This window comes from Streptomyces clavifer (genome assembly GCF_036345975.1).
GTDB classification, from domain to species: domain Bacteria; phylum Actinomycetota; class Actinomycetes; order Streptomycetales; family Streptomycetaceae; genus Streptomyces; species Streptomyces clavifer.
Genome location: NZ_CP107793.1, coordinates 5856940 through 5882561, shown reverse-complemented (window position 1 = coordinate 5882561; position 25622 = coordinate 5856940). Strand labels below are relative to the sequence as shown.

The following is a 25622-nucleotide window of genomic DNA, read 5'->3' as shown; positions in this document are numbered from 1 at the left end:
TCGGCCGGTAGGGGTAAGGGGGGCGGTGGTCTGCCCGTTCACTCGGACTCCTTCAGCCGGTCGGCCACCTGCCGCACCGCGTCGGCGGTCGCCACCTCGGCCGGCGGCAGCCCCTCGACGACGACCCGGTCGAAGATCTCCTGGACGACCAGCCGTTTGGCCCGGTGGACGTCGGCTTCGGGAATGCCCGCGTCCATCAGCAGGAGGCTGAAGGACGACGTGGTCCCCGATCCCTCGTGCACGCCGAGCTTGGGCCGGTTGACCGTCTCCTCGGGGAGGAGTCCGGACATGGCCTCGCGCAGGACCCACTTGTCGCGGCCGTAGCGCCGCTTGAGTCCGGCCTCCAGCCCGACCAGCAGGTCGAGCACGTCCCGGTCCCAGTAGGGGTGGGTGGACCAGTGCCCCCGGATCCCGGACAGCACCGGGGTCATCTCGTTGAGCCCGTCGAAGGTGGCCATGTCGAGCGCCACCGCCGTGTCCAGCTGGGGCAGCCGGTCCTCCCGGTGCATGCCGGCGAGCGGGATGTCCGCCCCGTAGCCGGTGAGGATGCGCCGGGCCGGGCCGTCGAGCGCCCGGTACAGGGCGGTCAGCGGCAGCAGGTACTCGATGATGTCCGGGTCGACGGACTCGGACGCCCACACCGCGTGCGGGAGCTGGCCGAGCAGGTCCGCCGTGGGAATGGTGATCTCCCGGTGGCGGGAGCCCAGGTGGGTGGCGACCACGCCCGCCTCGGCGAACTCGTCCGAGGTGTCGGTGCCCATGGACAGGGTGTCCAGCGGGCCTTCGGTGTGCGCCGCGGCCAGCGCGGCGACCCCCGAAGAATCGATTCCTCCGGAGAGCACCACCAGCGGAGCCGTGCCAGCGGTCCGGGCCCGGACGGCCCGCTCCAGCGTCTCGCGGACGGCGGTGGTCGCGTCGGACTCGGCCATGACGCGCCGGGAGACCGGCGGTGTCCAGGTGCGGGTGCGCACGGCGGCTCCGGTGCGGACGTCGAGGTCCAGCACCGCCCCCGCGGGCACCTGGTGGACCCCGGGCACCCGCCGCACCCGGCGCGCCTCGGGGACGGGCCGGCCCGACGGAGGGGTCCGGGCCGCCTCCGGTACGAGCGACTTGATCTCCGTGGCGGCGAGGACCCGGCCGGGCGCCGGCAGGATGTACAGGGGTACGGAGCCGGCGTGGTCGGTGGCGGCGAGGACCCGGTCACCGGTGGCCACGACCGCCGCGAAGCGGCCGTTGAGCAGCCGGAAGGCGTGCAGGTCGTAGACCTTCAGGAGTGCGAGGAGCAGGTGCGCGTCGCCGCCGTCCCCGGCACCGGGCGGGAGGACGGAGACGAGCTCCTCCCGGTTGTAGAGCTCGCCGGCCAGCACGAGCGCCATGTCCCCGGAGCGGGCGACGGCCCGCTCGGGCGCACCGGAGTGCACGAGTACGGCGTCGAGGGTCTGGGAGCGGAGGGCCTGCGCCACGGGGGCGTGGGACCCTTGGGTCGCGAAGACGGGCGCGAGGCCCTGGCCTCCGCCCGGATGGGCGGAGACCAGGAACCCCGTCGCCGCGGGAAGTGTCTGATCCATGATCAGATGCTCAGGGCCCCGAAGCCGCCCGAGGTGAAGTCGTAGTTCACCGGCACCTCGATCAGGAACGGGCGGCCGAGCCCGGCTCCCTTGCGCAGCGCCGCGAGGAGGTCCTCGCGGGTGGCCGCCTTGACCGCCTCGACGCCGTTGGCCCGCGCGAGCTCGGTGAAGTCGACCCCGGTGAACTTCACGGCCGGGTCGTGCGAACGCTGGTGGCCGAGGTTCTGGTAGAGCTCGATCAGACCGTTGGTGTCGTTGTTGACGACGACGGTGACGATCGGCAGGTTCAGCCGGGCGATGGTCTCCAGGTCGGCGCTGTTGGAGTGGAAGCCGCCGTCGCCCGCGATGAGGAAGGTGGGCTGGCCGGGGCGGGCCATCTGGGCGCCGATCGCCGCGGGGATGCCGTAGCCGAAGCTGGAGCAGCCGGCCGAGGTGAGGAAGCCGAAGGGCTGGTCGGCACGGGCGAAGAGCACCCCGTAGTGCCGGAAGAAGCCGATGTCGGAGACGATGGTGCCCTCACCGGCCTCCGCGGTCTCCTCCATCACCGTGTTCATGGAGTCCATGACCTGGTGGACCCGCATGCCGTCCGCGTACTCCTCGGGGTCGGCGAGGAACTCGGTGATGCGCTCGCGGAGCGGGGTGATGTCGTGCGGGGTCTTCTTCGGGGTGTCCGCGGTCCCCTTGTCGAGGTGCTCGACGAAGGCCAGCACGTCGGTGACCACGTCGAGGTCGGGACGGTAGACCCGGGGGATGGGGTTCACCGTCGGGGAGACCCGGACGGTCTTCTTCTCGTCGCCGCGGCTCCACATCGAGGGCCGCAGGTCCTCGGCGTAGTCGTAGCCGAGGGTCACGATGACGTCCGCCGGACCGAACAGGGTCTCCAGCGCCGGGAAGGACAGGATGCCGTCCATGTAGCCGGTCACCGCGCCGTAGTTGAGCGGGTGGCCGTGCGGCAGGACGCCCTTGGCGATGTACGTGGTGATGACGGGGACGTCCAGGCGCTCGGCCAGGGCGCGGATCGCCGGGACCGCTCCGGAGCGGATGGCGGCGGCGCCGACGACGAACACCGGGTGCTCGGCGCCCGCGACCAGGGCGGCGGCCTCGTCGGCCGTCTTCTCCCAGCCGTCCTGGACGGCGCCGACCGGCTTCGAGGGGGTCCGTGCCGCCGGGTGGGTCACCGTCGAGTCGACGTCGGTGCCCAGCAGGTCGACGGGGATGGAGATGAAGCTCGGGCCGACCGGCTCGGTCATGGCCGCGGCGACCGCGGAGTCCACCAGGTCGGTGATCTCGTCGGGGCGCTGGAGCTCGACCGCGTACTTGGTCATGGGGCGCATGACGGCGACCGAGTCGAGGCACTGGTGCGTGTCGTTCGGGAAGATGTCGTGCGACTCCGACTGCGCCGCGAGGGCGATGACCGGCGAGCGGTCCAGGATCGACGTCGCCACACCCGTGGCCAGGTTGGTCATGCCGGGGCCGAGCGTGGCCCAGCAGGCCTGCGGCCGGCCGGTGATGCGGGCCAGGACGTCGGCGGCGACACCGGCGGTGAACTCGTGCCGGGTGAGGACGAAGTCGATTCCCGGCGCCTCGTCGAAGAGGATGGAGGCGGCTTCACGGCCGACGACACCGAACACCGTCTCCACACCGTGCTCGTGCAGGCGCTTGAGCAGTGCGTGTGCGGCCGTCGGGTTGTTGCTGGGCTTGGTCGATACACGGGACATGCGGCGTCGTCTCCAGGATCTCGACGGGGAAGCGGATTGCCGTCACCGTGCCGGTGACTTCTCTCCACTGCCTCTCCACCGCCTATCCGACCGCGCTGTACAGGGGTTCAAGGCAGCACCGGAGCCTGTTCGGCGCTTGCGGACCGCCCCCGCGTGGTGCCTGAATAGACATACGAGAGTACGCATATGAAAGAAGGCGATCATGACTGAACCGACCACCCGGGACCCCGAGGGCTTCGTGGTGCACACCGCTCCGGTCGGGATGTCCGACGACGGGCGCGACGACTTCACGGTGCTGGCCTCGACCGTCCCGGCACAGGTCAGCGCGGTGTTCACCAAGTCACGGTTCTCCGGGCCCAGTGTGGTGCTCAGCCGGTCGGCCGTCGCCGACGGCCGGGCACGCGGCGTCGTCGTCGTGGCGCGCAACGCGAACGTGGCCACGGGCCCCGAGGGTGACCGCAACGCACGCGAGGTGCGGGACTCGGTGGCCGCGGCGACGGGGCTCGCCGAGGACGAGCTGCTGATCGCCTCCACCGGAGTGATCGGCCTGCAGTACCCGATGGAGCAGATCCGCGATCACATCAAGACGCTTTCGTGGCCGTTCCCCGACGGCGGGTTCGACCGGGCGGCCCGGGCGATCATGACCACGGACACCCGGCCCAAGGAGGTCAGGGTGCGGTGCGGTGCGGCGACCCTGGTGGGCATCGCCAAGGGCGTGGGCATGCTGGAACCCGACATGGCCACCCTGCTGACGTTCTTCGCCACGGACGCCCGCCTGGAGCAGGCGGAGCAGGACCGGATCTTCCGGAGCGTCATGGACCGCACGTTCAACGCGGTGTCCATCGACACGGACACCTCCACCAGCGACACGGCTGCGCTCTTCGCCAACGGGCTGGCCGGCCCGGTCGATCCGGCGGAGTTCGAGGAGGCGCTGTACGAGGTGGCGCTGGCCCTGGTGAAGAACATCGCCAGTGACGGCGAGGGCGCGAGCAAGCTCATCGAGGTGCAGGTCAGCGGGGCGCGCGACACCGCGCAGGCCAAGCGCGTCGGCAAGACCGTGGTCAACTCCCCGCTGGTCAAGACGGCCGTGCACGGCAGCGACCCGAACTGGGGGCGGGTGACGATGGCGATCGGCAAGTGCACCGACGACACCGACATCCTCCAGGAGAACGTCACTGTCCGCTTCGGTTCGACCGAGGTCTATCCGCAGCACGCCGGGGGCCCCGGCGACGCCGAGCTGCGGGCGTCGGTCGCCGACCACATGCGCGGGCAGGAGGTCGTCATCGGTATCGGCCTGGGCATCGGCGACGGTGAGTTCACGGTCTACGGCTGCGACCTGACGGAGGGGTACGTCCGGCTGAACTCGGAGTACACGACCTGATCCCGGCCGCCCCCGCGCCCCGGCCCCGCCACTGACTCAAATGCGTCACCGCACCGCGATCACTCCGTAGGGTGACCGGCGATCAGCACAACGTGAACGAGGTGGCGCATGGGTCAGTTGCGAAGGTCGGTACTGAGGGGGGCGCTCGGCGCCGGTGCGGCGGGGCTGCTGATCGGGGCGCGCGCCCGCGCCGTGCCCACGAGGACCGCGCTCGGCCTGCGGTGGCTGGGGGTGTCCGGCTGGGAGCTCTCCTTCGCCGGGCGCAGCATCCTGTTCGACCCGTATCTGAGCCGGATGCCGTACGCGGACGGGGGCGGGGCGCTCGACGGCGCCCTGCCCCTGCGGCTGGACCCGGCGGCCGTCGAACGGGTGGCCGAGGACGGGCTCGCCGGGGCGCCGGAGCTGATCCTGGTCAGCCACGGGCATTTCGACCACATCGCCGACGTGCCCCAGCTGCTGGCCCGGCCCGGGTGGCGCGACCGGCGCATCCGGACCCTCTGCGACACCACCTCGCGGCACCTGCTGTCCGCGATGGGGACCCCCGCGAAGCGGATGAACGACGTCATCCCGGTGTACGGCGGCGACCACCTGCAGTTCGACGGGTACAGCGTGGAGGTGTTCCGCAGCCTGCACAGCCGGCAGGAGGACTACACGTCCTTCGCCCCGGGCCACCGGGACTCCGCCCCCACGCGCCCCCGGACGCTCGGCGACCTGGTGGAGGGCCGGACCCTGGCGTTCCAGGTGGCCGTGGAGGGCGGCCCGACGGTCCTGCTGACCGGCACGAGCAACTTCGCGGAGCGCGAACTGACGGGCGCGCGGCCCGATGTGGCGGTGATCGGGATGAGCGGGCACGCCGCCGTCCACGGCTACCCGGACCGGCTCCTGTCCGTGCTGGGCGCGCCGCCGCTGCTGGTACCCGGCCATCACGACGACATGGTGACTCCGCTGGGCGACTCCGGCGTCTTCCGCACGGCCTCCCCCGAGGCCGTGTCGGCGCTGGGGCGGGCCGCCGCCCGCCAAGCCGCACCGGGCGGCTGCAGGGTCCTGACCCCCCGCCACCTCGAGGTACTGGACATCACCGGCGAAGCGGACACATGAGCGCCGCCAGCCCCCTCGTCGGCATGGCTCAAGCAGGACATCGCTTTTCGGCCGCCCGAACGGAAACGTGATTCCGCCGACCATCAGTCAATTTTCGCCAACACTGGACTAGACCAATACTCCGGCGCGTCCGATTCCGAGTCAGCGCGCTCCGTAATGATCCAGGTCCCCGCACCGCTCGCACTCCGGCCCCGTCGGAAGCACACACTCCGCACCCCTTGCAACGATCCAGGCCCCATGCGGTATCGGCCACCGGAGCGCCTGCCGAACGGGCAGTCACTCCGCGCCATCGACAGCCGGTGACTCGTGTCGGTCTTTACCCTCCGTATACCTGCACCAAAGGCCTGGTACCGACCATTCCCCCCACCGCCATGAGTCGGTTTCCGGCCGCACCGATCCAGGACGCGTTGACGAGGGGGGACACGCTGATTACTGTCCTGACTCGACAGAACGGCACTCGCTACGCGTGTAGTACCGACAGTTGTTGATCACCGAAGTTCTTTCTGTTCAGCGCATCCTCAGACCACCGCAGCGGAGCTCAGAATTTCGGAATTGGGGGAATACGTTCGTGGACAGGCAGTACGGGAGAACCCCTTTGGCCAGCGTCCAGGTCCGCATACTCGGACCTGTCTCCATGGTATTCAACGGCCGGCCGGTTCCCCTGGCCGGGCAGCGACAGCTCAGGGTTCTGACAGCTCTCGCACTTGTTCCGGGACGGGCCGTCCCCACCTCGCAGCTCATCGGTCACCTCTGGGGGGACCGGCCACCGAGAACAGCACCCGGCCAGCTACAGACCAGTGTCTGGATGATCCGCAGGGCACTGGCATCCGTCGGCGCGCCGCAGGAGATCGTCCAGTCGACCGCTTCCGGTTACCAACTCGACGCGGAATACTGCGAGATCGACAGCAACGCGTTCCGCAGCTCCGTCGTAACGGCGAAGCGGCTGCTCCGCAACAACTTGCCGGAGGATGCGCTGGAGCGGCTCAGAGAAGCGCTCGCACTCTGGCGGGGCCCGGCTCTCGCGACCATTTCGAGCAGTGATTTGCAGTCCCGTGCCGCCCGCCTCGAAGAGGAACGGGTCGCGGCATTGCAGCAGCGCATTTCACTGGAGATATCGCTCGGACAGTACGAGGAGGCGATCGGGGAACTGACCGATCTGATCGCGCTCCATCCACTGCGGGAAGAGCTTTACGCCCATCTGATGCTGGCGCTGTACCTCTCCGGCCGGCAGGCGGACGCCCTCGCGGTATTCCGCCGCGCGCGCAATACCCTCACCGACGAACTCGGAATCGACCCGGGCCCCAGGCTGACGATGCTGGAAAGGGCGATCCTGCGCCAGGACGCCGAAATGCTCACGGCCTCACCGGCGATGTCCCGGTACTGAGGAAACGTTTCGAGGGAAACGTTGTCGCCCGACGGCACACGTGCCGGAAGCACCCGCGCTCTTTCCGCGCCGGGTGCCTTCGGCGGTTGCGCCCTTCCGTGCCGGCCACACCGTCGGCGCATACGCGCCCGTCCGTCCTCGTCCGGGCGTCCGCACGGATCCGCCCCGTCCGGGCACGGTACCGGTCATCCGGGTGACCGTCCGGCCGGAGGTCCGACCCCAGGCATCCGCCCGGCGGTCCGACCTCCGGCGTGCGCCCAGCCGTCCGACCTCCGGGCGTCCCCCCGCCCTGGTGTCCGTCCGTCTATCCGCCGCCCGCTGCCGCGAACGCCGCGGCGGCCGCGCCCAGCACCACGACCTGGACGCCCACGGCGATCCAGGCCCGTACGGCGAGGGCCGGCGGACCGGAGAGCAGCAGGGCCCCCAGACAGACCAGGGCGGCCCTGGACGCCTCGTGCGCCACCGCCGCCCGGTCCGGGGAGCCGGTCAGGCCGCCGGAGACGGCCACCCCGAGGACCAGGACCACGACGAGGACCACGTCCAGCAGGAACAGCACCGCGGCCGTGCCGGCGTCGGCACGGCGGGAGACCTTCGTCATCGCACCCCTTCGTACGGAGGGCCCTCCCCGGCGGGGAGGGCCCTCTGCTTCGTCCCTGACGTGCTGGGCGGCCCGTGAGGGCCTCCGTCAGAGACCCATGCCCTGCATGGTGCGCTGCAGCGAGTCCGCGTACAGTCGAGCTCCACCGATCTTCGGGTGGAAGGACTGTGCGGACGCGCCGAGTTGCAGGATCGGCCAGTCGATGGCCGGTTCGTCGCTCTCGACCAGGTCGAGCACGATGCCGTGGACCTGTTCCGGGTCACCGCAGACGGCCTTGCCCGCGAAGTTCTGTGCGGGGTTGGAGTACCAGACGTTCACGCCCGCCGCCTTGGCGTCGTTCGCCGCGCCCTGCATCTCGGTGGCCAGGGTGGCCGCCATGCCGTTCAGCCAGGGGGCCTCCTCGGTGCCGATGCCCGGGATGCAGCTCCCGGAACGCTCGAGGAGCGGCGGGTACCCCATCAGGACGATCTTGGCGTTGGGGGCCTTCGCCTTGATCTTCTTCAGTGCGTCGACGATGGCGGGCCGGACCCGTTCCTTGGCGAGGCGTTCGGCCGCCACCCCGACGTCCAGACCCTGGTACGCCTCGTCGTCGACCCGGGAGTCGTTGTCCTCGAACGTCTGGTTCTGGCACAGCTCGGGCCAGCCGATGCCGCCGAAGATGCACTTCTGGATGATGTAGGCGAAGCGCGCGTCGTTGCCGCCGATGGACATGGTGACCAGGGTGGTGTTCTGGTCCAGGTATCCCTGGGACAGCTGCGGCAGTTCACCGTTCTGCGGGACGGTCGCGATGTTGTAGGTGCGGGCGCCCGAGCAGGCGACCATGTGGTAGTCCATGGCGGCCGACCGGCTGTCGTCCATGGACCCGATCGAGGCCGACCGGCCGGGAATGGTGGCCTGCCGGGACCACGTCTTGCTGGACCGGTGGCAGGAGTTGCGGGCCGAGGGGTTGCTGGGGTCGCGGTAGTTGGTCTCCCGCGCGTAGTCGACCCCGCCGGCCGCCGATGCGCCCTCGCCCGAGGAGTACGAGTCGCCCAGCGCGACGACCATGTCCTTGGGCTTCGCCGACAACGGCTGGAAGCCCACGGCGTCCCAGGCCACGTCCTCGGAGCCGTTGCCGTCGGCCGCGTGCGTGGAGAGCGACACCTTCGGCGTGCTGGTGAACTGGAAGACTCCCAGGGAGACCCACTTGTTCGACAGCACCCGCTGCGGATGCACCCGGACCGGGCTGGTGCTGTTCGTCCCGCCGATGGTGTACGAGGCCTGCCGGGTGTGCGCGCCGTGGTCCGGGATGTGGACCCAGACCCGGGACCAGCCGGTCATGCCGTTGGTGAGGGTCCAGGTGCCGGTCGTGCGCATCCGGGTGCCCTCGGTGGTCGCCTGGTTCCTGGTGTGCGAGAACCAGAAGTGGTTGCCGTACCCGGCCCCGATCTGATGGGTGTCGATCTTGCCGGGATAGTTCGCCCCGTCGGCCGTGAAGGTGAATCCGAAGGTCCCCGGGGACGTGGTCGCTCCGCAGCTGCGTCCCGGGGAGCCCGTCGGGGTGACCCCCGAGGCCACGTCGTCGATCACGTGTGTGCCCGAGGGCAGTCCGCTCGCGCACCGCGGCGGGTACGCGTTGCCGTCGGGCTGTTCCGGATAGGTCGCGTCGAAGCGGTGCAGCGCGTATCCGCAGGCGCCGCCCGCGCAGCTCTTCCAGGTGGTCTTCTTGTTCCACCAGCAGTGCAGGTAGAACTCGTCGGCCGGGTTGTTCAGCTGGCAGGCCCCGTTGGTGGAGGTGTCACCCTCCTTGATCTTGCTCGGGTCGCAGTTGTTGGAGGCGTCGCAGAACTGGCCGACGGGCGGCTTGGCGCGCGTCCGCTGGTCCACGGCGGTCCACCAGGCGGCGCGGTAGCCGGGCTGGAAGTCGCCGGGGGCGAACATCGCCGAGATCGGCCGGGCTGCCCAGCCGATCACCTTCTCCTGGTACGGCCAGTCCTGCGGGTGCGCCGCGTGCGAGTAGTCGTCGCTGCCGGCCGCGCTCTCCAGGAACGGGGTGCGGTTGGCCTTCCACAGGGCGTTGGCCGGGTTGTTGGTGTAGCCGACCCCCCAGTGGCCGCCGTGCGAGCCGGCGCTGGACTGCGGGTAGAAGCCCGAGTTGTACGCCCAGAGCGCGAAGAACCAGTTCTCGATGTAACCGGGCCCACCGTCGTTCACGGTCATGCCGGCACTGTGCGTCTGGTTCCACTTGTCGACGAGGATGTTCACACCGGCGGCGATGTTGGCCGTGTAGTCGAGCGCGATCGCCTCCTGCTTCTGCACGGACAGCGAAGTCTCACCCGGCTTCTCACGGCCGGCCTTGCGCATCCCGTCGGTCACCTGGACGATGCCGTATCCGCAGTCGGAGTCCGCCCAGTCGATGGCCCAGGGGTCCGGGGTCTGGCCGTCGGAACCGTGGCTGATTCCGTAGTAGTTGCCGATCAGGGTGTTCGCCGTGACGCCGGGTACGGCGAACCTGGTCGCCTGCCACATGTTGGACTCCTGGGCGGTGATGCCCAGCATGACCTGCGCGGGGATGTGGTACCCGTCGGCGGCGTCGGGGGTCCCGTTGGGGTCGCCCGCCAGCGTCTTGAGCGGGAAGAGGGACTGCGGCTGGTAGGCCGACATCCCGGTGTTCTTCCAGTTGGCGGGGCGGGAGACATGGCTGTTGAGCTTGCCGACGACCGCCTGGTCCACCGCCCACTCGACCTGACGCGGGGTGGGCTGGAAGGCCTGCTTGCGCACGTCGCCCCGGGGCACGGAGCAGTAGCGCTCGTCCTCGACCGGGTTGGTCGGGGACGCGGCGGCGGCCCGGGTGGAGGCGCCGGACGGGGAGCCGCCGGTGAGGGCCGGGGAGGTCGCCCTGCCCGCTTCCGTCTTCGCCGGCGTGCCGACGGGGGTGCCGGGACGGGCGTCCAGGACCACGGTCCTGCCGGTGCCCAGGATGCGGACCTCGGTCCGTGCGGTGCGGGCGGCTGCGGCTTCCTGCGGGGAGATGCGGGAGTCCTTGCCGTCGGCCCAGGCGCTGGTGACGGCCGCCCTGCCGCGGGTGGAGAGGACCGCGTCCTTGGCGACGCCGGACGGCATGCGCACCGACGCGGGCAGCGTGCCGGTCGCCTCGGCCGTGCCGGTGACGTACACCGTGCCGGTGCGGGCGGACCGGGAGAGGTCGAAGTCGGTGAGGGCGCCGGTCGCCAGGCGCTGGGTCGCGGCGGGCTTCCCCGTGCCGCGGAGGAGCGCGGCGGGGGCCCGCCTGACCTCCGCACGCGCGGAGGCGTCGGCCTTGCCGTCGGGCCCGGCGGCCGGCCGGTCGATGAAGACGACCGATCCGTCCTCGGCGGCCGTGAGCTGGAAGGGGACCGCCGAGGTGCGGGCTGCTACGCGGACCGTGCCCGCGGGGGCGACCTGGACCAGGCGGGAGCCCTGCGCGGCGGCGTATCCGCTGCCGACGGGGACGGCCGAGGTGACCTGGCCGGGCAGCTTCAGCGGCTTGCCGGCCCGGTGGGTCGCGGCGTCGACACCGATGAGGCGGGTCTCGTTGCGCGCGGACGCGTCGTCGGAGAACTGCGAGAAGACGGCCTTCTCGGTGGTGCCGCAGCCGGGCGAGAAGTAGCTGAGGCTCGACCGGACGGCGAGTTTGGTGACCGCGCCCGTGGTCAGGTCGACGATCGCGGTGAAGGCACCGCGGGTCATCAGCTCGGGCTCGTTGGTGAAGGTGCGCGGCGCGTACGTGACCGCGGCCCGCTTGCCGGACGCCGTCACACAGACGTTGCCGATCCAGGTGTCGGTGTCGAAGCCCGGCTCGGAGAGCGTCGCCGCGGTCTTCCACCGGTAGCCGTCCTCGGCCTCGGCGACCATGACGTGGAAGCCGGTGCCGTCGCCCGACGTGGTCCAGGCCCGGTCGTCGGACGTGCGGTAGGAGCCGCCCAGGAGTTCCTTGCGCTCGGCGGCGGGGACGGCCGCCGGACGCTCCGCCGGACCGGACGCCTTCGCACCGGGCCCGCCCTCGGCGGACCATCCCTGCGCCGCGCCCGGCGGGGGTGTCGGGCTCTTGGCCATCGACACCGCCGGGTAGCCCGACAGCAGCGCCGTGGCCGCGGCGATGATGACAGGAACCTGCCATCTCTTTCTTCTGAGCACGTCTGTGCCTCTCGTCCGTTCACGCTCTTTCGCGCGTGGGGGGAACGCGAGCCAAGCGGTCCTGCCTCTCCCCCGCCTCTCCGCCGGATCTCCCGTCGCTATACCGACCGGCGGTCCGCTATGCGCCCGGCCGCCGGCCTCCTCCACGGCACCCGCCCCGACCGCAGAATGGCGCTGAAATCACCGCGAGAAGGGCTGCAGGTACATGGAGACCGAACAGTCGGACCCCACGAACACCGGCTTCGACGCCGCCGTCGACGGCGTGGTCGCGCCGACCGACGCCCTGGGCGGCACCCTGCGCCTCGTGCGCACCGACGACTTCGACTCGCTCGACCCCGGCAACACGTACTACGCGTACACCTGGAACTTCCTCCGCCTGATCGGCCGGACCCTGGTCACCTTCGACACCGCCCCCGGCAAGGCCGGGCAGCGGCTGGTGCCGGACCTGGCCGAGTCGCTCGGCGAGTCGTCCGACGGCGGGCGTACCTGGACCTACCGGCTGCGTCCGGGCCTGCTGTTCGAGGACGGCACTCCGGTCACCTCGGCGGACGTCAAGTACGCGATAGCCCGGAGCAACTACGGGACGGACGTGCTGGGCGTCGGCCCGACGTACTTCCGCCACCTGCTGGGCACCGAGTACGGCGGCCCGTGGCGCGAGCCGGAGGCCGACGGTCCCGTCACCCTGGAGACCCCCGACGAGCGCACGCTGGTCTTCCGGCTGACCGAGCCGTTCGCGGGCATGGACCTGCTGGCCACGATGCCGAGCACCACCCCGGTCCCCAAGGACCGGGACACCGGGATCGGCTACCGGCTCGGCCCCGTGGCCACCGGTCCGTACCGCGTGGTCTCCTACGAGCGCGGCAGGCTCGCCGTGCTGGAGCACAATCCCCACTGGGACCCGGAGACCGACCCGGTGCGCAAGCAGCGTGCCCGGCGCATCGAGGTCCACCTCGGTGTGGAGCCGCACGAGGTGGACCGGATGCTGATCTCCGGCGAGGCCCACATCGACCTCGCGGGCTTCGGTGTCCAGCCGGCCGCGCAGGAGCGGATCCTGGCCGACCCCGAGCTGCGGGCCAACGCCGACAACCCGCTGACGGGTTTCACCTGGATCTACTGCCTGTCGAGCCGCATCACGCCGTTCGACAACGTGCACTGCCGCCGGGCGGTGCAGTTCGCCACGGACAAGGCGGCCATGCAGGCGGCGTACGGCGGCCCGGTCGGCGGTGACATCGCCACCACCATCCTGCCGCCCACGATCGACGGGTACGCGCCCTTCGACCGCTACCCGGTCGGTGACGCCGGCACCGGGGACCTCGAGGCGGCCCGCGCCGAGCTGGTGCTGGCGGGGATGCCGGACGGCTTCGTCACGAAGATCGCGGCCCGCAAGGACCGGCTCAAGGAGTACCGGGCGGCCGAGGCGCTGGCCGCGGGGCTGGCCAGGGTCGGCATCGAGGCCGAGGTGCTGGACTTCCCGTCGGGCGACTACTTCGACCGGTACGGCGGCAGCCCTGAGTACCTGCGCGAGAACGGCATCGGGATCATCATGTTCGGCTGGGGTGCCGACTTCCCCGACGGATACGGCTTCTTCCAGCAGATCGTGGACGGCCGGGCGATCAAGGAGCGCGGCAACCAGAACATGGGCGAGCTGGACGATCCGGAGATCAACGCGCTGCTCGACCAGGGCGCCGTCAGCGGCGACCCGGCCGAGCGGGCGGCCATCTGGCACCGGATCGACCGGCTGACCATGGACCACGCGGTGATCGTCCCGTACCTGTACCCGCGGTCCCTGCTGTACCGGCACCCGGACGCCCGCAACGTGCAGGTCACCGGATCTTTCGGGATGTACGACTACGTGGCGCTCGGCGCGCGCTGACGCGCACCGGCCGGCCGGGGACCGCAGGTCCCCGGCCGCACCCGGCGCCGCTCAGCCCCGGCCGGCGACGGTGGGGCGTGCGGTGCCGAGGCCCGGCTCGGCCCCCCGCCGGGCCCGCCCGGTCCCGGCCCGCAGTCCGCGGTACACGCGGTGCGGGCCGCTGTCGTCCGCCTCGCCCACGAGTGCTCCCGGCCGGCTGACGCTCCAGCAGGCGACGCCCGCCTCGTACAGCTCGGCCTCGAAGCCGGCCAGCCGGGTCAGGAACTGCCGTGTGGGCCCGGTCAGGTCGGTCCCCCGCGAGCTGCGCAGCAGCAGCCGTGCGCCGAGCCGGAGTTCGAGCCGGTGGATGCGGCGGGTGAGGGCCGACTGGCTGATGGACAGCACGGCCGCGGCCCGGTTGATGCTGCCGTGCTCGGCCACCGCCCGCAGCAGGTGGAGGTCCTCGACGTCGACCTCGGCCGACTCGGCGGGCAGCGCGGGCGGCGTCTCGCTGCTGCGGGCGGCCGCGTCGGTGCGCGCCTCGCACTCGGCGGTCTGCCGGCGGAACCAGTCGGCCCACCACGGATCGCGCAGCATGTCCCCGTGGTGCTCGGCGAACCTGCTCAGATAGCGCCCGGTGAGCAGGGCGGCCAGCTGCCCGCCCAGGGCGTGGGGGACGACGGACGGGTCGACCAGCAGCCCGGCGGTGCGGCGCGGGCGTTCGACGACGGACCGGCGTACCAGCGAGGGCGCGAAGACGGCGGGGCACGCCGGGGAGCCGAGCCCGACCGCGTCGCCGCGCCGCAGCATCCCCCGGGCCACGGACGCCCCGGTGACCTGGATGCGGGCGGGCGGGGTGAGCCCCGCGCCCTGGTACACGCGGGTCACCAGGACCTCGGCGTTCGGGCCGATCTCGGAGACCCAGCTCTCGTCCCGCAGATCGGCGAGCGAGACCGTCTCCCGGGCGGCCAGCGGGTGGCCGACGGGCAGGGTCACCCAGAGCGGGTCGTCCAGGACGTCGTACGAGCGGACGGTGCGGTCGACCGAGTGGCGCAGGGAGTCGAGGCTCCAGGTGTGCGCGGCGTCGACGCGATAGCCGGAGAGCTGCTGGAGCACCTGGTGCGGTGCGTCGTGGCTGACCGAGAGGAGGATGCCCAGACCGTCCGCGGCATCCTCGACGAGGTCCTCCATGAGGGGTTCGGCGGAGGCGATGTTCAGGATCCTCGGGGCGTTCAGGGCCTCCGTGCCCCGCCCGTAGATGTCGGTCTGGACGGCCTGGTCGACCTGCCGGAAGAACCGGCGTCCGGCGACCAGCATCCGGGAGCCCGCCGAAGTCAGCCGCGCGGTGTGGTGGCCGCGCAGCGTCAGCCGCAGACCGGTGGCCCGGTCCAGCCGGTCGAGCTGCCGCTCGGCGGCGCCCGGTCTCATCCCTGCCCGGCGGGCGGCTTCGGCGAGGTCTCCGTACTGTCCGACCGCGTCCAGCAGCAGGAGATCCGGCCGCGCGAACGGCAGCTGGGTCAACCGGTCGGGAACAGAAGTCAATCGCATCGCAGAAGACACTGACGGTTTCCTTATCGGTTGGAACCGGAGAATGACGCCTCTTCTTCACCTGTGACGGCCTGTTCCGGCTCACGTTAGGCAGGCGTTCTCTCCTCTCTCTCCTCACGCGGTGGGCGGGGGCCGCGGACAGCAGCACGGCGGGCCCCGCGAACGCGGGACCCGCCGTGCGTGTGCGGTGCCGGGGGTGTCAGGCCTGGTCGGTGGGACGGATGAAGATCTCGTTGACCGTCGCGTGCGCGGGCGCCGTGACCGCGTAGAGGACCGCGGCGGCGATGTCCTCGCCCTGCAACTGCCGGATCTTCGCCACCCGTTCGGTGATCGCGGCCTTGGACGGGGCGTGGGTGATGTGGTCGCGCAGTTCGGTCTCGACGGTGCCGGGCTCGATGACCACCACGCGGACGCCCCGCTCGGTGACCTCCTGGCGCAGCCCCTCGCTGAAGCCGTTCACGGCGAACTTGCTGGCGTTGTACACGGCGCTGCCGCGGCCGACGACACGGGCGGCGATCGACGAGATCTGCACGACCGTGCCGGCGTTCTCCAGCAGGTGCGGAAGGGCCGCGTGCGTCATGTACATCAGGCCCATGACGTTGGTGTCCATCATCCGGGTCCAGTCGGTGGTGTCGGCCCCCTCGACCGGTCCGAGCAGCATCAGCCCGGCGTTGTTCACCAGGATGTCGATCCTGCCGAGCGCGTCGACGGTGGACCGTACGGCGTCGGCGACGGCCTGTTCGTCGGTGACGTCCAGCGGCAGGACGTGCACGCGGGCGCCGGCCGCCTCCAGTTCGTCACGCAGTGCGTGCAGCCGTTCGGTGCGGCGGGCGGCGAGTGCGACAGCGGCTCCGGCACCGGCCAGGGCCCGTGCGGTGGCCTCGCCGATTCCTGAGCTGGCTCCCGTGACGAGCGCGACTTTCCCCTGCAGCGACGATGTCATCGTGCCCCGTTCTCTTGGCGGTTGGAGTGGTCGGACCCGGATGGGTGGTCCGGTGGCTGGAAACGTCCGACGGTGCGGCGGGGCGACCGTACCAGCCGTGTCGGCGCCGGGTGAATCGCTGCCGGGGCCTCTGGTTATGTGCGTCCCGGACCGGTTATGCGCGACCGTTCGCCGGAACCGGACGAGCCCGGCCGGGCAGGGCAGATTGTGACCGCTACTTCACGTCGGCACGCCCGTGCAGTGATAGGTGGGACACAATGACGTACGACGCAGCGATCCGTGAAGGGGCGGCACCGCCGTCCTATCCGATGGAGCGCGTCTCCCCGGTCGATCCGCCGCCGCAGCTCGCCAAGCTGAGATCGGGCCGGGCCGCGAGCCGGATCACCATGTGGGACGGCAGCCAGGTATGGCTGGTGACCGCCCACCCGCACGTCCGCGCGGTGCTCGCCGACCGCAGGTTCACCGCGGTGACCAGCGCCCCCGGCTTCCCGATGATGACGCGTACGTCCGTCCTGGTGCGGGACCAGCCGCACACCGCCTCCTTCATCCGCATGGACGACCCCGACCACTCCCGGCTGCGGTCCATGCTCACCCGGGAGTTCCTGCACGGCAGGGCCGAGGCGATGCGCCCCGTGCTGCGGGAGTCGCTGGACGGGATCATGGCCGATCTGGTGGCCCGGGAACGCCCGGTGGACCTGGTCCGCGGCCTGACGATTCCCGTGCCGTCCCGGGTGATCGCCCTGCTGTTCGGGGTATCGGCCGAGAGCCGTGAGCTGATCGAGAACCGGGCCGCCGTCCTCATCGACCGCGGATACGCTCCCGCCCAGGTCGCGGCGGCCCGCGACGAACTGGACGGGCTGCTGCGCGACGTGGTCGAGGAGCGGATGCGCGAACCGGGCGACGACCTGGTGAGCCGGCTGGTCCTGGACCAGGTGCGCCCGGGGAATCTGACCGTGGAGGAACTGGTCCCGATGTGCCGGCTGCTGCTGGTCGCCGGGCACGGCACGACGACGAGCCAGGCGAGCCTCAGCCTGCTGAGCCTGGTGACCGACCAGGGGCTGGCCGACTCGCTGGCCGCCTCCCTGGCCGACGGCGGAGAGCTGCTGCCCAAGGCCGTGGAGGAGCTCCTGCGGTTCCACTCCATCGTGCAGAACGGGCTGGCCCGCGCCGCGCTGGAGGACGTGGAGCTGGACGACGTCACGATCCGGGCCGGCGAGGGCGTCGTGGTGTCGCTCTCCGCGGGCAACCGCGACGAGGCGGTGTTCGCCTCGCCCGACACCCTCGACCCGCACCGGGACGCCCGCCGCCATCTGGCGTTCGGCCACGGCATCCACCAGTGCCTGGGCCAGTGGCTCGCCAAGGTCGAGATCGAGGAGATGCTCTCCGCGGTGCTGCGGTGGATGCCCGGCGCCCGGCTCGCGGTCCCGTTCGACGAGCTGGACTTCCGGCACGAGGTGTCCAGTTACGGGCTCGGCGCGCTGCCGGTGACCTGGTGAGCGCCGGGCTGCGCGTGGCCGTCGACACCGACGCCTGCTGCGCGATGGGCCGGTGCGCGGCGACCGCCCCCGAGGTCTTCGACCAGGACCCGGACAGCGGCACGGTGGTCCTGCTGCTGGCCGAACCCCCGTCCGCACTGCACGAGACGGTCCGGCTCTGCGCCGAGCTCTGTCCCTGCGCCGCCATCACTGTCACCGAGAACTGATCAGCGGTCGGGAACGGCCGACAAGGAGCGATGATGATCGATCTGCCCGGTTCCGCCGCGTCCGCCCGCGCCCCCCGGACGGGGGCCGCGGCGGCACTCGCCGGGGACGACACCCCCCTCGGCGTCCGGACCCGGTGGGCGGCGGGGCTGCTCACCGCCCCCGGCCTCCCGGACGAGGATCCGACCGGGCACTTCGTGCCCGTGTTCCTCGCCCGCCACCCGCGGGGCTTCGTCGCCACCCTCGAACAGTGGCGCGAGAACGGGCCGTTCACCGTCGTCGACTACCAGCCGGTCGCCCACAAGTCGTGGGTGACGCTGGCCGGACCCACCGGCGTCCGCTCCACCCTGTCCCTCACCCTGGACTCCTCCGGGCTCATCCGGGTCCTCCACCTCGGGCCCGAGGTCGTGACGCCCGAGGTCCACGACTGGGCGTCACTGGCCGGGGCGCTGGAGCAGCCGGGCGTCACCTGGTCCGCACTGGCCGCACGGGTGGAGCGGGGGACGGTCGAGACCCTGTACGCGAAGGACGCGGACCGGCCGATGCCCAACGGGTCCTCGTACAAGCTGTATCTGATGCGCGCCCTGGTGGCCGCCGTCGCCGCGGGCACCGTCCGCTGGGACGACGAGGTGACCGTCACGCCCGAGCTGCGCAGTCTGCCCACCGGGGACATGCAGGAGCTGCCCGACGGCACCCGGGTCCCGGTCCGCGAGACCGCGTACAAGATGATCGCGATGAGCGACAACACGGCGGCCGACCTGATCCAGGACCTGGTGGGCCGGGACGCGGTGGAGCGCGCCGTGGAGGCGGCCGGGCACAGCGACCCGTCGCTGCTGCGGCCCTTCCTGACCAGCCACGAGGTCTTCGAGCTCGGCTGGGGTGCGCCGGAACTGCGCGAGGAGTGGTCCGCAGCGGACGAGGCGGGACGCCGGCGCCTCGTGGAGGCGATCGCGGGTCCGATGACCGTCCGGGGCTCGGACCTCGGACCCACCGTGCACCGGCTGGGCCTGGACTGGCACATGAGCGCGTACGACGTGATGCGGGTCCTGCTGGCACTCGCGGACGACGGGGCCGCGGACACGAGCGGGGCCGTCGAGTCGATCCTCACCGCCTACCCCGGTGTTCCGATCGACGCCGCCCGCTGGCCCAGGGCGGTGTTCAAGGGCGGTTCCTGCCCCGGGGTGATGATGTTCTGCTGGCTGCTGGAGGACCCCGAGGGCGTCCGGTACGTCCTGGTGCTCCAGCAGGCCGCCGACGACCAGAAGCTCATCGGCGACGGCCAGTTCCTCCGGGGCATGGGCGGACGGGTCATCGAGTCCGGACTGCTCGCCGGTCCGCAGCGGTGACCGCCCGCGACAAACTCCTGGCCGTGCTGGTGGCCGTGCTGTGGGGGCTGAACTTCCTCGCCGTGCGGGTCGGGCTCGACCACTTCCCGCCGTTCTTCCTCGCGGCCCTGCGCTACCTCGTCCTCGCGGTGCCGGTGGTCCTCTTCGTCCCGCGCCCCGGAGTGCCGCTGCGCTGGCTCCTGGGGTACGGACTGGGTTTCGGTACGGTGCAGTTCGGGCTGCTGTTCCTGGCGATCGACCGGGGCATGCCGTCGGGGCTGGCCTCCGTGGTGGTGCAGGCCGCGGCGCCGTTCACGGTGCTGCTGGGGGCGCTGCTGCTGAAGGAGCGGGTCTCCGGGCGGCAGATGGCCGGGATCGGGCTCGCGGTGCTGGGCATGGCGGTGATCGCCGTGGACCGGGCGCGGACCGCGCCGCTGCTGCCGGTCGTCCTGACCGTACTGGCGGCGCTGGGCTGGGCGTGCGGCAATCTGTCCAGCAGGCAGGCCAGGCCGGAGTTCCCGCTGCGCTTCGCCCTGTGGATGGCGGTGGTCCCGCCGCTTCCGCTGCTCGCCCTGTCCGCGGTGATGGAGGGGCCGGGCACGGGCTGGCGCGCGCTGGGGACCTCGTTCAGCGCGGAGGGCTGGCCCAGCCTCGCTGCGCTCGTCTACATCGCGGTGCTGGGCAGCGTCGTCGGCTCGGGGATCTGGACGGCGCTGCTGAAGCGCTATCCGGCCGGGGTGGTGGCACCGTTCTCGATGCTGGTGCCGGTGGTGGGCATGGCGGGCGCCTGGCTGGCGCTGGACGAGCGGCCGACCGGCTGGGCGGTGGCCGGCGGGGTCGCGGTCGTCGGCGGTGTCCTGATCGGCACGGGCTGGCTGCCGGGCTTCCTGCGCGACCGCTCCCCGGGTACGGCTGCGGCCCCCCGCCCCGTGACGGAGGGCGAGGGGCCGCAGCCGGCGGCCGGCTCCCGGGAGCCGGGCACGTCTCAGGAGACGGGTGCCTCCCAGGAGACCAAGCGCTCCTGAGGTACGAAGCCCATGGCCTCGTTGAGGGCGATCATCGGGTGGTTGTCGTCGGCGTTGGCCGTCTCGATCAGCCGCACCGACGGCTCGTACTCGCGCACGTGGGCGAGGTTGGCGAGCTTCAGCAGCCGTCCCAGGCGGTGCCCCCGGTGGTCCCGGCCCACGACGGTCATGCCCTGGAGCGCGTGCTCCGGATTGCCGGTGGTCTTCGAGACGCTGGTGAAGCCGGCCAGCTCGCCGGTCTCCTCGTGGACGACGCCCGCGTGGTAGGCCCGGCGTCCCCGGCCGACCCGCATGCGTTCGTAGCGGCGGACGTGGCTGGTGCGGATCGCCTCCGGGCTCGTGTCCCAGCTCTGCGGATCGCTGCTGCCGAGCGTCTGGCCCAGCTCCGAGACGGCGACGGCGAACCGGTCCGGGGTGATGGTGCCCCAGGTCACCAGCCGGTAGCCCGCCGGGACTTCGGGCACCCCGCCGGCCAGTGGGTCGTGCCGGTCCAGGTCGAGCCACTGGTGGATGCCCTCCGGACCGGCCGCGGGCGCGCCGCCCACGGCCGCGGCGAACGCCGCCGGCCCCCCGTCCCGGTCCGGTCCCCCCGGCAGTGCCTGCACGAGGTCGGCGACCAGGGCGGTGCGGCCGTGGGCGGCCGCGAGCTCCCGGGCCCGCACGGCCAGGGCCCTGCCCACGCCCTGCCGGCGGAGCGCCGGATCGACCAGCAGCTGGTCGACGACGGCGACGGGCGCCCCGTCGGGCAGCACGAGGCGTGTCGCGCCGATCAGCTCCCCGTCCCGGTAGGCGGCCTCGCCCACCAGGGCGGTGCCGGGCGGCGCGAAGCGCACCGAACCGGCCAGGTCCGCCGCGCAGGGCGGTGCGGCGGACAGCGGGACGTCGTCGGCGGACTCGGTGGTCAGCCTGAGCCAGGCGGCGAGCACGGGCGCGTCGTCCGCGGTTAACGGGACGAAGCGGAGCTCGTGGGCGATGTCATTCATACGGTGTCGGTCTCCCGGTCGGTGCGTGTCCCCGCGACCCCCATCGCCTGCACGTCGTACAGCCCGAAGGCCGGGTGGACGTAGACGTTGGTGACCCGCGGGCTTCGGTAGTGGAGGGTCTTGTCGTGGACCAGCGGCAGGATGACCGCGTGGTCCATCACCCGGCGCTCCACGTCGCGCCACAGCTCGGCGCGTGCGGCCGGGTCCTCGGTGTGCAGACTCTCGTCGATCAGGGCGTTGACCTCCGGGTCGTCGAGCTCGGCGATGTTCCAGTTGCCGCCGCCGGGCCGGATCAGCCGGCCGTCCACCAGCGGGGCGAGGAAGCCGTACTCGGTGGGGAAGTCGGCGCCCCAGTCGGTGACGATCAGGCCCAGGCCGTGCTTGCGGATCGTCTCGGGCGAGCCCGCCCCCTGGCTGAAGTAGGTGGCCACGTCGAGTTCCTTGACGGTGAGCCGGATACCGACCCGGGCGACCGACTCGACGACGGCGTCGGCGACCAGGCGGAACTTGCCGCGCTGGGTGCCGATGACCGCGTCGAAGCCGTCCGGCAGTCCGGCGGCGGCCAGTTCGGCGTGTGCCGCGTCGAGGTCGCCGCGCAGGTCCGGGCCGGTCGGATAACGGTCCAGCGCCTGGTGCGCGGCGAGGCGCGGCGGGAAGAGCGCGGTGGTCAGGTCGCCGCCGGTGACCGGTCCGCCGCGCGCCTCCTGGAGGAGGATCTTGTCGGCCGCGTAGTGCACCGCGCGCCGCACGTGGGGGTTGTCGAACGGCGGGACGTGCGGCTGGAGCGAGACGAAGTGCAGGAAGCTCGTCTTGGGGTTGTCGGTGCGGGAGCGGAGCACCGGGTCGCCGGCGAGGCGGTCCTGGGCCGCGTGCTGGAGACCCCGTCCTTCGAGGTTGATGTCGAACTCACCGGCGGTCAGCCGTTCGTCCATCTCGTCGAGGCCGAGCCCGATGGTCAGCTCGACCCGGTCCGGCAGCGCGGGCCGCACGGGGTCGGTGGCCCGGTCCCAGTGCGGGTTGCGTTCCAGGTGGAGGTGCGAGCCGGGACGGTGGTCCGCGACCCGGTAGGGGCCGGTGGAGCGCGGGGCGTCACCGTAGCGGGCGCCGGTGTCGGCGTGCCGGGGCACGGGGGCGACGCACGGCTGGGCCATCAGGTGGTCGAAGTCGGAGAAGGGTGTGCGCAGCCGGAAGACGATCGTGCGGTCGTCCGGGGTCAGCACGGCGGGCAGCGCCTCGGGGTCGCCGTCCCGGTAGGGCCCGGCGTACGGGCGTGCCGGGTCGTCGAGCAGCGGCACCAGATAGGTCGGCCCGCCGGGGAGCACGTCCTGGGCGAAGATCCGCTGGACGGCGTACCGCACGTCGGCGGAGGTCACCGGGGTGCCGTCGTCGAAGCGGAGGCCCTCGCGGAGCCGGTAGGTCCAGGTGCGGTTGCCGTCGCCGGGCACCCCGGGGCCCTCGGCCAGGTCGGGGACGGGCGTGAGGCCCGCCGTGCCCGGCTCGGTCGGATACGCCATCAGGGTGCGGTTGAGCATCCGCTGGAGCAGCCACACCCAGACGTAGTAGGTCCGGGCGGGGTCCAGCGAGTCGACGTCGGCGGAGGAGACCAGGCGCAGGGTTCCGCCGCGCTGCTCCGAGGGGTTCACCATCGCCCCGACGGCCGCGTTCCAGCCGCCGGGCCCCGGGTCGTGCGCGTCTCCGGGGGCCGGGGCGGGTGCGCCGTGCGTCGGGGCGGGGTCGGTACCGGCACTCATCGTGTGGGGGTCTCCCGTTCTCGTGCGCCGCGTGGGCCGGCGGGGGCGCCGGTACGGGGCAGCCGCAGCAGGTACGAGCGCTGTTCACTGGACCGGCAGCCGCGGGCCAGTTTGGCCTTGATGCTGCCGATACCGGCGTGCAGGACGGTGGCGCCCTCCTTGGCGGCGGCGTCGAGCACCCGGTAGTAGAGGACGTCGTAGTAGAGCGGCAGCTTGCCCTGGGCCTCGTAGTCGAATCCGGCCCGGTGACCGAACCACTGCTCGTCGCCGCGCGCCTTCGACCGGAGCACCATGCCGAAGCCGATGATGCTTCCGTGCTGCCGGGCGACGGAGACCAGGACGTCGTCGCCCATCACGTCGGCGATGCGGCCGATCATTCCGGCGGAGCCCTCGGCACTGGCCGGATTGCCGTACTTGAGCAGCAGGTTGGCGTCGAGCTCACCGAGCCGGGGCGCGAGGGCCCGGGTGAGCGGTTCGACGTGCACCTCGACGCCCGCCTCGTCCAGCGCCCGGCGTTCCAGGCGGACGCGGCGGCGCCGGTGGGCGCTCATCTCCTCGACGAACTCGTCGTACCCGCCGGGCGGGATGTCCAGCCAGGCGTAGTGGTCGGAGGTGTGGTGGCGGTACCCGCGGCTCTCCAGCAGGGCCACGAGTCCGGTGTCGCGCAGGTCCACGTGCGGGAAGCACACGGAGGCCGCCCCCCGCTCCGCGGCGAGCCCCTCGGCCCCTTCCAGCAGGGCCTCCACATCGGCTTCCGTGGCGTCGGGGGTGGCGAGCGTCCGGGTGCGTCCCAGGTGGCGGCCGCCGCAGACCAGGGACGGCAGCAGGGTGGCCGGGTCGCCGTCCGCGAGATCGTGCAGCAGCTCCCGCGCCTCGGGTACCTCCTGCTCCACGGCCCGCTTCAGCATGGCGTCGGGCCGTGCGAGCAGCCAGGCCACCGAGGTGTCGGCCCAGGCGGTCACGAGGCCGGCGACGGGGGCGCCGCCGCGGTCACGGACCAGGAAGTCCATCGTGGTACCGGAGTTGCGCTCCTGGACGGTGAGCCAGCGGGGTGTCTGGAAGAAGTCCTCGACGCCGAGGAGCCCGTTCCAGCCCGCCGCCTCCAGACCGGCCGCGTCCGCGACCGGCCGGACGCCGGGCGTCGCGCCGGCTGCCGCGCCCGACGTCGCGGCGGGCTCCGCGTCGGGTAGGGGGCCGGGTGCCGTGTCCGGGCTCACCGGAGCTCTTCCTCGACGACGAAGTCGAGCAGCGCCGCTGCCTTGTCGGCCAGCGCCTGCGCGGTCAGCCGGTCGGGGCCGTTGCAGTACGTGAATCCGACACAGGAGGAGTTGTCCATCCGCTGGAGCAGCGCGTCGCCCTTCTCGACGTGCAGCAGCACCTGCACGTTCTCCACCGCCGCCGCCGCTTCCAGTCCGTCGATCCGGGTGAGCACGCCACGCCGGGTCGGGTAGATCATGCGCACGGCGGCGCCCCCGGAGTGCACCACGGGCTCGATCGCCGGGGTCACCCCGATGGTGAGCAGCCAGGCGTCCAGGATGGGGCTGCGGCCCGTGACGTCGGTGACGAGCATGGTCATGCAGCTCGACGGGGTGCGCGGGTTGGCCTCGATGATCCGCCAGCCGGACTCGGTGCGGCGGACCTCGGTGTGGCAGGGGCCGTGCCGGTAGCCGATCATCTCCAGGGTGCCGCGGACCACGGAGTAGAGCTCGTCGCGCTCCTCGTCCTCCAGCGGCACGGGGAAGGTGTGCCCGCACTCGATGTAGGCGGGGTCCCCGAAGAGGTCCTTGGACGTGACACCGAAGACGTGGGTGTACCCGTCGACCGTCATCGTCTCGACGCTGACCTCGACCCCTTCGACGTACTGCTCCAGGAGGACGTCCCCGCTCCTGGGCTGGCCGCGCAGGCTGTGCCGCACGGCGGAGAGCTCCTCCCACGCCTCGGTGAGCTGCTCCATGTCGTCGACCCTGCGGACCCCGTAACTGATCGCCTCGGCCGGGGGTTTGGCGATCATCGGGAAGCCGAGGCGGCGGGCCGCCTCGTCGAGCTGGGCCTTGTGGCTCACCAGCACGTGCGGAATGTTGAACGGCTCGTCGCCCAGCGCGATCCGCAGCTGGTCCTTGATGTTGGCGGTCCGTACGGCGGCCGGGTCGGGGCCGGGCAGGCCGAGGCGCCGTGCCGCGTGCGCGGCGAGCTCGGTGTGGTAGTCCGAGAACGAGGTCAGCCCGTCGACCAGGGAGTTCCCGTCCTCACCGGTGACCACGGACAGCACCGCTTCGAGGTCGGTGGTGTCGACGTCGATCACCCGGTCCACCCGGGCGAGGGGGTGGCTGTCCCAGTCGTGGCCGTGGGTGTACCAGGACCGGTCGCCGGTCAGCAGCCACACCTCCAGACCGTGTTCCTGCGCCTGCCGCAGACCCAGGACGAACGGATGGTTCTGCATGTGCTCGACGATCGCGATCCGCTTCCCGGCGAACTGCGCGTAGTCGGCCAGAGGTGTTGTCATCGGGCGCCTCCCGTGTGGGTGATGTGGCAATCGACCGGTTCCGGGTTTTCGGGGACCAGTTGAACCGCCGCCCTCGGGGCGGGGCCATGC

At 72.0% G+C, this 25622-nt stretch carries 18 protein-coding genes; 8 read left to right on the top strand and 10 right to left on the bottom strand.

Features of this window, described 5'->3' with window-relative positions:
• Positions 1-38: 38 nt before the first annotated feature.
• Together OG927_RS25620 and OG927_RS25615 are read right to left on the bottom strand one after the other, a co-directional pair.
• Positions 39-1568, bottom strand: a complete 1530-nt coding sequence (locus OG927_RS25620) for an asparagine synthase-related protein (RefSeq protein ID WP_056789582.1) — start codon at positions 1566-1568, stop codon at positions 39-41.
• A 2-nt stretch (positions 1569-1570) separates the two neighbouring features.
• Positions 1571-3286 carry a thiamine pyrophosphate-binding protein gene (locus OG927_RS25615; protein WP_056789578.1) on the bottom strand — a complete coding sequence of 572 codons (1716 nt, stop codon included), beginning with the start codon at positions 3284-3286 and terminating at the stop codon, positions 1571-1573.
• Between the two features lie 202 nt (positions 3287-3488).
• On the opposite strand from OG927_RS25615, the gene argJ reads away from it, so the two are divergent.
• The 3 genes from argJ to OG927_RS25600 all read left to right on the top strand — a co-directional run bounded on the left by argJ (position 3489) and on the right by OG927_RS25600 (position 7149).
• Positions 3489-4667 carry a bifunctional glutamate N-acetyltransferase/amino-acid acetyltransferase ArgJ gene (gene argJ / locus OG927_RS25610; protein WP_124280907.1) on the top strand — a complete coding sequence of 393 codons (1179 nt, stop codon included), beginning with the start codon at positions 3489-3491 and terminating at the stop codon, positions 4665-4667.
• A gap of 108 nt (positions 4668-4775) precedes the next feature.
• Positions 4776-5765 (top strand): MBL fold metallo-hydrolase, encoded by a 990-nt coding sequence (locus tag OG927_RS25605; protein WP_330320839.1) that lies wholly within the window; start codon positions 4776-4778, stop codon positions 5763-5765.
• Between the two features lie 634 nt (positions 5766-6399).
• On the top strand, positions 6400-7149 hold the full coding sequence (locus OG927_RS25600) for an AfsR/SARP family transcriptional regulator (protein ID WP_056789817.1): 750 nt from the start codon (positions 6400-6402) through the stop codon (positions 7147-7149).
• 304 nt (positions 7150-7453) lie between these two features.
• On the opposite strand, the gene OG927_RS25595 is transcribed toward OG927_RS25600, so the two are convergent.
• Positions 7454-7747 (bottom strand): hypothetical protein, encoded by a 294-nt coding sequence (locus OG927_RS25595; protein ID WP_056789568.1) that lies wholly within the window; start codon positions 7745-7747, stop codon positions 7454-7456.
• Positions 7748-7834: 87 nt separating this feature from the next.
• Entirely contained in the window at positions 7835-11821 is a 3987-nt protein-coding gene (locus OG927_RS25590; RefSeq protein ID WP_124281636.1) for a golvesin C-terminal-like domain-containing protein, read from the bottom strand.
• A gap of 286 nt (positions 11822-12107) precedes the next feature.
• Here OG927_RS25590 and OG927_RS25585 point away from each other — a divergent pair, with 286 nt between their 5' ends.
• Positions 12108-13775, top strand: coding sequence for an ABC transporter substrate-binding protein (locus OG927_RS25585; RefSeq protein ID WP_056789561.1), 1668 nt, complete (start codon positions 12108-12110; stop codon positions 13773-13775).
• Positions 13776-13826: 51 nt separating this feature from the next.
• Here the strand turns inward: OG927_RS25585 and OG927_RS25580 are convergent, their stop codons facing one another.
• Both OG927_RS25580 and OG927_RS25575 read right to left on the bottom strand, forming a co-directional pair.
• A complete protein-coding gene (locus OG927_RS25580) occupies positions 13827-15302 on the bottom strand; it encodes a LysR family transcriptional regulator (protein WP_242413156.1) in 1476 nt (491 codons plus the stop codon).
• Positions 15303-15501: 199 nt separating this feature from the next.
• Positions 15502-16245: an SDR family NAD(P)-dependent oxidoreductase gene (locus OG927_RS25575; protein ID WP_124280910.1), complete on the bottom strand. Its 744-nt coding sequence runs from the start codon at positions 16243-16245 to the stop codon at positions 15502-15504.
• 257 nt (positions 16246-16502) lie between these two features.
• Between OG927_RS25575 and OG927_RS25570 the strand changes: the two genes are divergently transcribed.
• Genes OG927_RS25570 through OG927_RS25555 form a run of 4 tightly spaced genes read left to right on the top strand, consistent with a single transcriptional unit; the run spans position 16503 to position 20295 of the window.
• Entirely contained in the window at positions 16503-17741 is a 1239-nt protein-coding gene (locus OG927_RS25570) for a cytochrome P450 (RefSeq protein WP_330320838.1), read from the top strand.
• Positions 17738-17947 (top strand): ferredoxin, encoded by a 210-nt coding sequence (locus tag OG927_RS25565; protein WP_079099494.1) that lies wholly within the window; start codon positions 17738-17740, stop codon positions 17945-17947. Before OG927_RS25570 ends, OG927_RS25565 begins: the two co-directional genes overlap by 4 nt.
• 33 nt (positions 17948-17980) lie before the next feature.
• Positions 17981-19291: a serine hydrolase gene (locus OG927_RS25560; protein WP_330320837.1), complete on the top strand. Its 1311-nt coding sequence runs from the start codon at positions 17981-17983 to the stop codon at positions 19289-19291.
• The gene (locus OG927_RS25555) at positions 19288-20295 is read left to right on the top strand and encodes an EamA family transporter (protein WP_330320836.1); all 1008 of its coding nucleotides are present in this window, start codon (positions 19288-19290) and stop codon (positions 20293-20295) included. Before OG927_RS25560 ends, OG927_RS25555 begins: the two co-directional genes overlap by 4 nt.
• Here the strand turns inward: OG927_RS25555 and OG927_RS25550 are convergent.
• From OG927_RS25550 to OG927_RS25535, 4 genes are read right to left on the bottom strand one after another with little or no spacing between them, the layout of a single operon-like run.
• Positions 20256-21278 carry a GNAT family N-acetyltransferase gene (locus OG927_RS25550; RefSeq protein WP_330320835.1) on the bottom strand — a complete coding sequence of 341 codons (1023 nt, stop codon included), beginning with the start codon at positions 21276-21278 and terminating at the stop codon, positions 20256-20258. The two genes, OG927_RS25555 and OG927_RS25550, sit on opposite strands and share 40 nt — an antisense overlap.
• Positions 21275-23029, bottom strand: a complete 1755-nt coding sequence (locus OG927_RS25545; RefSeq protein WP_056789535.1) for an ABC transporter substrate-binding protein — start codon at positions 23027-23029, stop codon at positions 21275-21277. The genes OG927_RS25550 and OG927_RS25545 overlap by 4 nt, the downstream gene beginning before the upstream one ends.
• Entirely contained in the window at positions 23026-24246 is a 1221-nt protein-coding gene (locus OG927_RS25540; RefSeq protein WP_319100447.1) for a peptidogalycan biosysnthesis protein, read from the bottom strand. The genes OG927_RS25545 and OG927_RS25540 overlap by 4 nt, the downstream gene beginning before the upstream one ends.
• On the bottom strand, positions 24243-25532 hold the full coding sequence (locus OG927_RS25535; RefSeq protein ID WP_056789527.1) for an ATP-grasp domain-containing protein: 1290 nt from the start codon (positions 25530-25532) through the stop codon (positions 24243-24245). Before OG927_RS25535 ends, OG927_RS25540 begins: the two co-directional genes overlap by 4 nt.
• Positions 25533-25622: the final 90 nt, after the last annotated feature.

Excerpts from the sequence above, each read along its gene's own strand:
- OG927_RS25620 (WP_056789582.1), bottom strand. The coding sequence starts at position 1,568 with ATGGATCAGACACTTCCCGCGGCGACGGGGTTCCTGGTCTCCGCCCAT.
- OG927_RS25615 (WP_056789578.1), bottom strand. The coding sequence starts at position 3,286 with ATGTCCCGTGTATCGACCAAGCCCAGCAACAACCCGACGGCCGCACAC.
- argJ (WP_124280907.1), top strand. The coding sequence starts at position 3,489 with ATGACTGAACCGACCACCCGGGACCCCGAGGGCTTCGTGGTGCACACC.
- OG927_RS25605 (WP_330320839.1), top strand. The coding sequence starts at position 4,776 with ATGGGTCAGTTGCGAAGGTCGGTACTGAGGGGGGCGCTCGGCGCCGGT.
- OG927_RS25600 (WP_056789817.1), top strand. The coding sequence starts at position 6,400 with ATGGTATTCAACGGCCGGCCGGTTCCCCTGGCCGGGCAGCGACAGCTC.
- OG927_RS25595 (WP_056789568.1), bottom strand. The coding sequence starts at position 7,747 with ATGACGAAGGTCTCCCGCCGTGCCGACGCCGGCACGGCCGCGGTGCTG.
- OG927_RS25590 (WP_124281636.1), bottom strand. The coding sequence starts at position 11,821 with ATGGCCAAGAGCCCGACACCCCCGCCGGGCGCGGCGCAGGGATGGTCC.
- OG927_RS25585 (WP_056789561.1), top strand. The coding sequence starts at position 12,108 with ATGGAGACCGAACAGTCGGACCCCACGAACACCGGCTTCGACGCCGCC.
- OG927_RS25580 (WP_242413156.1), bottom strand. The coding sequence starts at position 15,302 with ATGCGATTGACTTCTGTTCCCGACCGGTTGACCCAGCTGCCGTTCGCG.
- OG927_RS25575 (WP_124280910.1), bottom strand. The coding sequence starts at position 16,245 with ATGACATCGTCGCTGCAGGGGAAAGTCGCGCTCGTCACGGGAGCCAGC.
- OG927_RS25570 (WP_330320838.1), top strand. The coding sequence starts at position 16,503 with ATGACGTACGACGCAGCGATCCGTGAAGGGGCGGCACCGCCGTCCTAT.
- OG927_RS25560 (WP_330320837.1), top strand. The coding sequence starts at position 17,981 with ATGATCGATCTGCCCGGTTCCGCCGCGTCCGCCCGCGCCCCCCGGACG.
- OG927_RS25550 (WP_330320835.1), bottom strand. The coding sequence starts at position 21,278 with ATGAATGACATCGCCCACGAGCTCCGCTTCGTCCCGTTAACCGCGGAC.
- OG927_RS25545 (WP_056789535.1), bottom strand. The coding sequence starts at position 23,029 with ATGAGTGCCGGTACCGACCCCGCCCCGACGCACGGCGCACCCGCCCCG.
- OG927_RS25535 (WP_056789527.1), bottom strand. The coding sequence starts at position 25,532 with ATGACAACACCTCTGGCCGACTACGCGCAGTTCGCCGGGAAGCGGATC.